Genomic DNA, 7955 nt, shown 5'->3' with positions numbered 1-7955 from the left:
GGCTCCGGCGCCTCGGCCGCCACGGCCGGCTCCGGAGCACGCTCCGGCTCAGCCGCCTCCGCCGCCTTCGGCGGACCGGCCGGCGCGCCGGCCCTGCGCGCCACCCGGCGCCGCCCACGCGGCGCCTCCGGCTCGGGCTCCACCACCGGCTCCGCGACAGCCTCGGGCTCGGCCTCGACGACCGGGGCTACGACCTCGGCCGCCTCCGCCGCCTTTGGCGGCCCCGCCGGGGCGCCGACCCTCCGCGTCACCCGACGCCGCCGACGCGGCGCGGGCGGCTCGGCCGGCTCCGCGGCCTCCGGCTCCGGCGCCGGCGCCGGCTCCGCAACCCGCTCTTCTCCCGAGCCGACGGCCCCGGCAGGGGCCTTCGGCGGCCCCGCCGGCGCGCTGACCTGGCGCGTCACCCGACGCCGCCGACGCGGCGCGGGCGCGGTCTCCTCCTGGGGCTCCGCGGCCTCCGCGGCCTCCGCGGCCTCTGCGGCGACCCGCTCGACGGGCTCGGGCTCGACCGACTCAGGCGGCACCACCGGCTCGACGGGACGCTCGTCCATCGGCTCGGTCGGCTCGACCGGGCCCACCGGCTCGGGACGCTCGGTGGTGACGGCCGTCTCGGCGCCACGGCCGCGCTTGCGGCCCTTCTTGCCGCCGCCACCGCCGCCGCCACCGGCGGCCGGCGCGTGCTCGACGTGCACGATCACGCCGCGGCCGTTGCAGTGCGCGCAGGGCTCGGAGAACGACTCGAGCAGCCCCTGGCCGACCCGCTTGCGGGTCATCTGCACCAGGCCGAGCGAGGTGACCTCCGCCACCTGGTGCTTGGTCCGGTCCCGGCCCAGGCATTCGAGCAGCCGGCGCAGCACCAGCTCGCGGTTGGACTCCAGCACCATGTCGATGAAGTCGATGACGATGATGCCGCCCAGGTCGCGCAGCCGCAGCTGGCGCACGATCTCCTCGGCCGCCTCCAGGTTGTTCCTGGTGACGGTCTCCTCGAGGTTGCCGCCCTGCCCGGTGAACCGGCCGGTGTTGACGTCGACGACGACCATGGCCTCGGTGCGGTCGATCACCAGCGAACCGCCGCTCGGCAGCCACACCTTGCGGTCGAGCGCCTTCATCAGCTGCTCGTCGACCCGGTAGGTGGCGAACACGTCCACCTCGGACGTCCACCGCTGGAGCCGGTCCGCGAGGTCGGGCGCGACGTGCGAGACGTAGCCGTGGATCGTCTCCCAGGCCTCGTCACCGCTGACGATGACCTTCGAGAAGTCCTCGTTGAAGATGTCCCTGACCACCCGGACGGTCATGTCGGGCTCGCCGTAGAGCAGCGTCGGCGCGTTGCCCTTGCGGGCCTTCTTCTGGATCTCGGACCACTGCGCCTGGAGCCGCTCGACGTCCCTGGTCAGCTCCTCCTCGCTGGCGCCCTCGGCGGCCGTGCGCACGATCACGCCGGCGTCGTCGGGGACGATCTTCTTGAGGATCTGCTTCAGCCTGGTGCGCTCGGTGTCGGGCAGCTTGCGGCTGATACCGGTCATCGACCCCTCGGGGACGTAGACCAGGTAGCGGCCGGGCAGCGAGATCTGGCTGGTGAGGCGGGCTCCCTTGTGCCCGATCGGGTCCTTGGTGACCTGCACCAGGACCGGCTGCCCCGACTTCAGCGCGGACTCGATGCGGCGCGGGCCGCTGCCGAGGCCGAGCGCCTCGAAGTTGACCTCGCCGGCGTAGAGCACGGCGTTGCGGCCCTTGCCGATGTCGACGAACGCCGCCTCCATCGAGGGCAGCACGTTCTGCACCTTGCCGAGGTAGACGTTGCCGACGTAGCTGGACGACTGCTCCTTGTTGACGAAGTGCTCGACCAGCACGTCGTCCTCGAGGACGCCGATCTGGGTGCGCTCGCCCTGCTGCCGCACGACCATCACGCGCTCGACGGCCTCGCGGCGCGCCAGGAACTCGGCCTCGGTGATGATGGGCGCCCGCCGCCTGCCCTGCTCGCGGCCCTCGCGCCGGCGCTGCTTCTTGGCCTCCAGGCGCGTCGAGCCCTTGATGGACTGCACGCCGTCCGACGCCTCGTGCTCGTCCCGCTTGCGCCGTGGCTCGCGGACCTTGACGACGGTGCGCTCCGGGTCGTCGCCGCCGCTCGGCTCCTCGCCGCCGTCACCGCTGCGCCGGCGGCGCCTGCGGCGCCGGCGCGAGCCGCCACCGCCCTGCTCGTCGGCCTCGCCTTCCTGGTCGGCCTCGGCCTCGGCGGTCTCCTCGTCGTCCTCCGGCTCCTCCTCGGCGCGCTCGGGCGCGGCGCCGGTGGCCTTCGGCTCCTCGGGCTCGGCCTCCGCGGCCTGCTCGGCGGCGCGCTCCGCGGTCTCGCCACGGCGCCTGCGCCGCCCACCACGGCGACGCCGGCGCGCCGGACGGTCGCTGTGTGCCTCGTCCTCGTCCTCGTCCTCCTCGACGTCGTCGTGCACGTCGTCGAGGATCGGCTCCTCCTCCTCGTCCTCCACGGGCGGCTCGGCCTCGGCCTCGGCGGCCTCCTCGGCCGCCCGCTGCGGGGTCTGGAACATGGGCGCCTGGAAGACCGGGGCCTGGAACACCGGCCGCACGGGCCGGGAGGTCGACGCCGCGGCCGGCTCCTCGACGCGCGTCACATCCGATGTCTCGGGCGCGGCGGCCTCCGCACGCGCCGCGCGGCGCCGCGTACGCCGCGCGGCCTCCTCGGCGAGCGGCTCAGGCGCCACCGGCTCCGGCTCTGGCGCCGCCGCGGCGCGCGTCGCACGCCGCCGCTTACGCGGCTCCTCGGGGGCCTCCTCGGCGACCTCGGCCGCCGGCTCTGGCGCCGCCGCGGCGCGCGTCGCACGCCGCCGCTTACGCGGCTCCTCGGCGACCTCGGTCGCCGGCTGCTCCTGCTGCTCGACGGACTCCGGCGCCGACGTGGCGCGCGTCACGCGACGCCGCTTACGCGGCGCCTCGGCCTGCTGGTCCGCGCCGGCCTCGGCCGCCGCGGATCCGCTGGCCTTCGAGCCGTTCGCTCCGGCAGGAGCTGTCGCGCGACGGCGACGCGTGGGAAGGACGTCACTGGGCGTAGTGGAATTCTGGCCCGCCTCGGCGGGCTCGCTTGACTCGTGCATGCGGGCTGTTCTCCCGTCCACGCTCCCGGGCGCGCCTCACCGGTGAAACAGCGGGCAGCGCCGCTCGGGAGCTGTCGTGTAGCTCGCCGGTTCCGGACTTCGTAGCCCGGCTACGGCGAAAGTCTCCTGGTCGGTGCGTCGCCCGGAACTACCGGACCCGAGTGGCTCCCTGGCACCTGGTGGTTAGGCGGCGCGGCAACGGCATCGCTATCCGGTGATCCCCGGCGCCGCCGCGGCCTGCTGTCCGGCGGCCGTGGGTGAGGCGGCCAAGACAGCGTCGCGGTCAGGCGCGAACGGGTCCTTCACCGTGCCGGTCTCCTCATCGAGCGGCCCCTGCGCCAGCCTGGTCACCGCTACGGGGACCGGCGGCGCCAGGTCGGCCGTTGCGCGGAGGCCGGACAGGACGTCGTCGGGTCGTACGGCAGGTGTGTGATGCCGTACTACCAGCCGCAGTATCGCACAAAGGCTGGGGTCAGGCCCATCGGACCCACGAATTTGGCGCTCGCGGGCTTCCTGGGGCTCCAGTGCCCGCAGCGAAACCACGGCGGCGCGCGCGTCGAAGGCGCGCAGGCCCTTCTTGGTCTGCCGGCTGACCTCGACGTGGTCCTCGGCGAGGAACGCCGTGACGGCCCGCGCCGCGTCGGCCGGGTCGACGCCGTCGAGCCGCAGCTCCCACCGGGAGGCCGCGAGCAGCTCGGCGAAGTCGGGGGTACGGGCCTCGACGGCGTCAATGAGGTCGAGGCCGGGCGGCAGTGAGGCGTCGAGGTCGGCTCTGAGCTCCTCGGGGTCGCGCCGCTCGGCGAGCGCGATCTCCAGGTACTCCGCCTCACTCGCGGTGCCGGTCGGCGCGGCGTTGGCGTACGAGACCTTGGGGTGCGGGGTGAAGCCCGCGGAGTAGGCCATGGGGACCCCGGACCTGCGCAGTGCGCGCTCGAAGGCCCGCTGGAAGTCGCGGTGGCTGGTGAACCGCAGCCGGCCCCGCTTGGTGTACCGCAGTCGTACGCGCTGCACCGCGGGTGCGGGCGCCGGGCCTACGGGCTGTCGCTTGCCCAGTTGTCCTCAGTCCTTCGGTCTCGCCGGCCGGTCTCGCCGGAGCTGCGACCCGAACCACCCTGTCCGGGTCGCGGTCGTTGCCTGCCTCCAGGTTACGACGGCCGGCCGGGCCACAGCGTAGGCCCTACGTCCCCTGCGCCGCCCCCTGGGCCGTTCCCTGGGCGCCGATCCAGTAGCGGAGCTTCTCGCCCCTGCGGTCCTCGAAGACGCCGCCGTTCGCCTCGATGACCCGGCGGGAGCCGACGTTGTCGTGGTCGCAGGTGACCAGCACGGACTCGTGGCCGAGCCGGTGGGCGACGGGCAGGGCGGCGCGCAGCATGGCGGTGGCGTGGCCGCGGCGGCGGGCGGTGGGGCGGACGTCGTAGCCGATGAGGCCGCCCCAGTCGAGCAGCCGCCTTGTGAGCCGGTGCCGGATGGAGACCCGGCCCAGGAACGTGTCGCCCTCGACGTACCAGAGGGTGGTCGACGGCACGAAGCCGGCGGGTCGCGGGGTGTCGTCCTCGGCGTCGGCGGCGAGGGCGGCGACGTAGGCGGCGAAGCCGGCCGGCTCGTGCCAGTGCCGGCCGTAGGTGCGGACGTCGCGGCCGAGCATCGAGTCGTCGTCCGGGGTACCCCGGCCCTCGGCGCGGAACTCGGCGACGGCTTCGAGGAAGGAGACGCGGACGTCGGTGGTGGGGCTGACCAGCTCGGGCATCGTGCCATCGTGCCAGCCGGGGCCCGGGCGACGATTCCGGCCCGGGGGATTGACGGGCCACGGACAGTTCATGAGTCTGAACAGTCGGACCAAGTCGGCTACCAGACTGGAGAGTTCGCATGAGAGTCCGCACCGTGCTGACGGCCGCGCTGGCCGCGTCGTTGCTGCCGATGGCCTCGGCCACCGCCGAGTCCGGCGGCCGTCCGGCCGGCGGGAGCATCGACTTCGGCGACCGGCGGCAGGCCATCGACGGCTTCGGCTTCTCGCAGGCGTTCCAGCGGGCCGACGTGATGCACGGCTCGCGCGGGCTCACCCCCGAGCACCAGCGGGAGGTGCTCGACCTGCTGCTCGACCGGGAGACCGGCGCCGGGTTCAGCATCCTGCGGCTCGGCATCGGCTCCTCGGCCGACGACGTGTACGACCACATGCGGTCCATCCAGCCCACCGACCCGGGCGGCCCGGACGCCGAGCCGGCCTACGAGTGGGACGGCGACGACGGCGGCCAGGTGTGGCTGGCGCGCGAGGCCCGGGCGTACGGCGTCGAGCGGTTCTACGCGAACGCGTGGAGCGCGCCCGGCTACATGAAGACCAACGGCGACGACGCGAACGGCGGCACGCTGTGCGGGCTGCCGGGGGCCGCCGCGTGCGCGAGCGGCGACTGGCGGCAGGCGTACGCCGACTACCTGGTGCAGTACGCGCGGTTCTACGCCGAGGAGGGCATCGAGCTCACCGACCTGAACTTCACCAACGAGCCCGACCTCACCACGTCCTACGCGTCGATGGTGTTCACGCCCGAGCAGGCGGCCGACATGGCGGCGGTGCTCGGCCGGACGGTGGCGGACTCGGAGTTCGGGGACCTCAACGTGGCCTGCTGCGACGCGGCGGGCTGGGCGGAGCAGCGGGCCTACACGGAGGCGATCGAGGCGCATCCCGAGGCGTCCGAGCTGGTCGACGTGCACACCGGGCACCCGTACCGGAACCCGGCGACGAGCCCGCTGCCCACCGACAAGCCGGTGTGGATGTCGGAGTGGAACCCGACGGGCGACGCGTGGACGGAGGGCTGGGACGACGGCACCGAGTACGACGGGATGAGCCTGGCCGAGGACGTCCACGAGGCGCTGGCGGACGCCGAGGTCAACGCGTACGTCTACTGGTTCGGCGCGTCGCTCGGCACGACCCGGGCGCCGATCCAGCTGGACGGCGCGGACTACCGGGTCTCGCAGCGGCTGTGGGCGCTGGCCGCCTACAGCAGGTTCATCAGGCCGGAGGCGGTGCGGGTGGACGCCGCGTCCGAGCACGCGTCGGTGGAGGTGACGGCGTTCCGCAACGCGGACGGCAGCCGGGTGGTGGAGCTGCTGAACCACGACGCGGGCGAGGTGCGGCAGTCCTTCGACGTGTCGGGGGTGCGGGGCACCGCGCGGGGCGACGTCTATCTCACGGACGAGACGCACTCGTTGGAGCGGACCGGGCGGGCGAGCGTGCGGGGCGGCAGGCTCGCGGTCGAGCTGCCGCCGCGCTCACTCACGACCGTCGTCCTCGACTAGGGCCTGTCTTTTGGATCTTCGTGGATCAGGCCTTGGCTCCCCCAGGCCTGGCGGCCCGGGTGGGGGTGCCCCCTGCACGGAGTGCTTGGGGGAGTACCCCCAGATGCGGTGCATCGCAAGGCGCCCCACGCGGCGGAGCCGCACATCGACCGCGGCGCGGCTCATACTTGGCCGTATTCGCGCGCGGCGCCTGACATGCCGCTCCGCGGCGTGGGGTAACGCAGCGAGGTGCCGTAGCTGGCGTCGCGGCCCCACGAAGATCCGGAAGACAGGCCCTAGGGAGCGGGGACTAGCGGGCGACGAACTCGCTGAGGATGGCCTGCACCTCGTAGATGTCGACGCCCTTGGTGAAGGTCTTCTCGATCGGCGTGGGGTTGCCGGAGAGCCAGATCTTGAGCTCCGCGTCCAGGTCGAAGTGGCCCGCGGTCTCCACGGCGAAATGGCTGATGCTCTTGTAGGGGATGGAGTGGTACTCGACCTTCCGGCCGGTGATCCCCTGCTTGTCGACGAGGATCAGCCGCCGGTCGGTGAGCAGGATGGTGTCCCGTATCAGCAGATAGGCGGCCCGCACCCGCTCCTGCGGGCCGAGCAGTCGCGCGTACTCCTGGTGTGCCTGTGCCGCGTCGATCGCGTGCGCGTTGCCGAACAGCGCCATGGCGTCCCCGCCCCCTCGAAGTTCAGTCGTTCTCCCACTCGGCAGCGTAACCCGCGTACGTGCCGTCGTTCAGCGCCAGACGCAGCCACTGGTCGACGTAGGCGCGGAACTCCTCGTCGCCGCGCGGCAGCAGGTACGCCTTCTCGGCGAAGGTGAACGGCTCGTCGGGGTTGATGGCGCACAGCTCGGGGTGGAGCGTCTCCTGGTAGCGGGTCTCGCTGGTGTCGGTGATCGTCACGTCGGCGCGCCCGGCCACGATCTCCTCGAAGATGGTGGTGTTCTCGGGGTGCCGGACGACGGTGGCGCGCTCGATGTGCTCGTCGACGAACCGCTCGTTGGTGCCGCCCGGGTTGACGATGACGCGGACGCCGGGCTGGTCGATGTCCTCCAGGGTCCGGTAGCGCTCCTGGTCAGCGCAGCGGGCGATGGGCGCCTTGCCGTCGACGAGGTACGGCACGCTGAAGTACGCCTCCCGCGCGCGGGCGAGGGTGACGGAGACGCCGCCCATCGAGATGTCGCAGGCGCCCGAGGTGAGGTCGGGCAGCAGCTCGGCCCAGGTGGTGGGCACGAACTCGGCCTCGACGCCGAGGGATTCGGCGAGGTCGCCGGCCATGTCGACGTCGATGCCGGCGTACTCGCCGGTGTCCTGGTCGAGATGGGTGAACGGGCGGTAGTCACCAGTGGTGCAGACCCGCAGTTCGCCGCGGTGGCGCACCTCGTCGAGCAGGGTCCGGTCGGCGTGCGGCCGACCACCACCACCGCCGCCTCCGGCGGCGACGACGGTGGAGCCGGCGCCCGCCCCGGTGGCGAGGGCGAGCAGCAGCGCGGGCACGACGGTACGGGGGCGGAGCGGGCGCATGGGGGTTCCCTTCCCGGTGGGGACGGCGTGGGCCGCCGCCAAG

Annotated in this window: 6 protein-coding genes; 1 reads left to right on the top strand and 5 read right to left on the bottom strand. The window is 73.6% G+C overall.

All coding sequences use genetic code 11. From position 1 onward, the window contains the following. From ACYVPE_RS30150 to ACYVPE_RS30140, 3 genes are all read right to left on the bottom strand, one after another. A partial coding sequence (locus tag ACYVPE_RS30150) for an Rne/Rng family ribonuclease (protein WP_461036916.1) occupies nt 1-2924 on the bottom strand: 2924 nt, incomplete at its 3' end. A gap of 390 nt (nt 2925-3314) precedes the next feature. Beyond that, nucleotides 3315-4118 carry a TIGR03936 family radical SAM-associated protein gene (locus ACYVPE_RS30145; RefSeq protein ID WP_461036915.1) on the bottom strand — a complete coding sequence of 268 codons (804 nt, stop codon included), beginning with the start codon at nt 4116-4118 and terminating at the stop codon, nt 3315-3317. 166 nt (nt 4119-4284) lie between these two features. Next, nucleotides 4285-4854 carry a GNAT family N-acetyltransferase gene (locus ACYVPE_RS30140; protein WP_461036914.1) on the bottom strand — a complete coding sequence of 190 codons (570 nt, stop codon included), beginning with the start codon at nt 4852-4854 and terminating at the stop codon, nt 4285-4287. Nucleotides 4855-4973: 119 nt separating this feature from the next. Here ACYVPE_RS30140 and ACYVPE_RS30135 point away from each other — a divergent pair, with 119 nt between their 5' ends. Further along, entirely contained in the window at nt 4974-6398 is a 1425-nt protein-coding gene (locus ACYVPE_RS30135; protein WP_461036913.1) for a glycoside hydrolase, read from the top strand. Nucleotides 6399-6687: 289 nt separating this feature from the next. Here ACYVPE_RS30135 and ACYVPE_RS30130 read toward each other — a convergent pair whose 3' ends face one another. Both ACYVPE_RS30130 and ACYVPE_RS30125 read right to left on the bottom strand, forming a co-directional pair. Further along, a complete protein-coding gene (locus ACYVPE_RS30130; protein ID WP_461036912.1) occupies nt 6688-7053 on the bottom strand; it encodes a PH domain-containing protein in 366 nt (121 codons plus the stop codon). 22 nt (nt 7054-7075) lie between these two features. Then, nucleotides 7076-7912 carry a transporter substrate-binding domain-containing protein gene (locus ACYVPE_RS30125; protein WP_461036911.1) on the bottom strand — a complete coding sequence of 279 codons (837 nt, stop codon included), beginning with the start codon at nt 7910-7912 and terminating at the stop codon, nt 7076-7078. Between the last annotated feature and the right edge of the window lie 43 nt (nt 7913-7955).

It is taken from the genome of Streptomyces mayteni (assembly GCF_054783955.1).
This window is presented reverse-complemented; position numbering and strand designations above follow the sequence as displayed.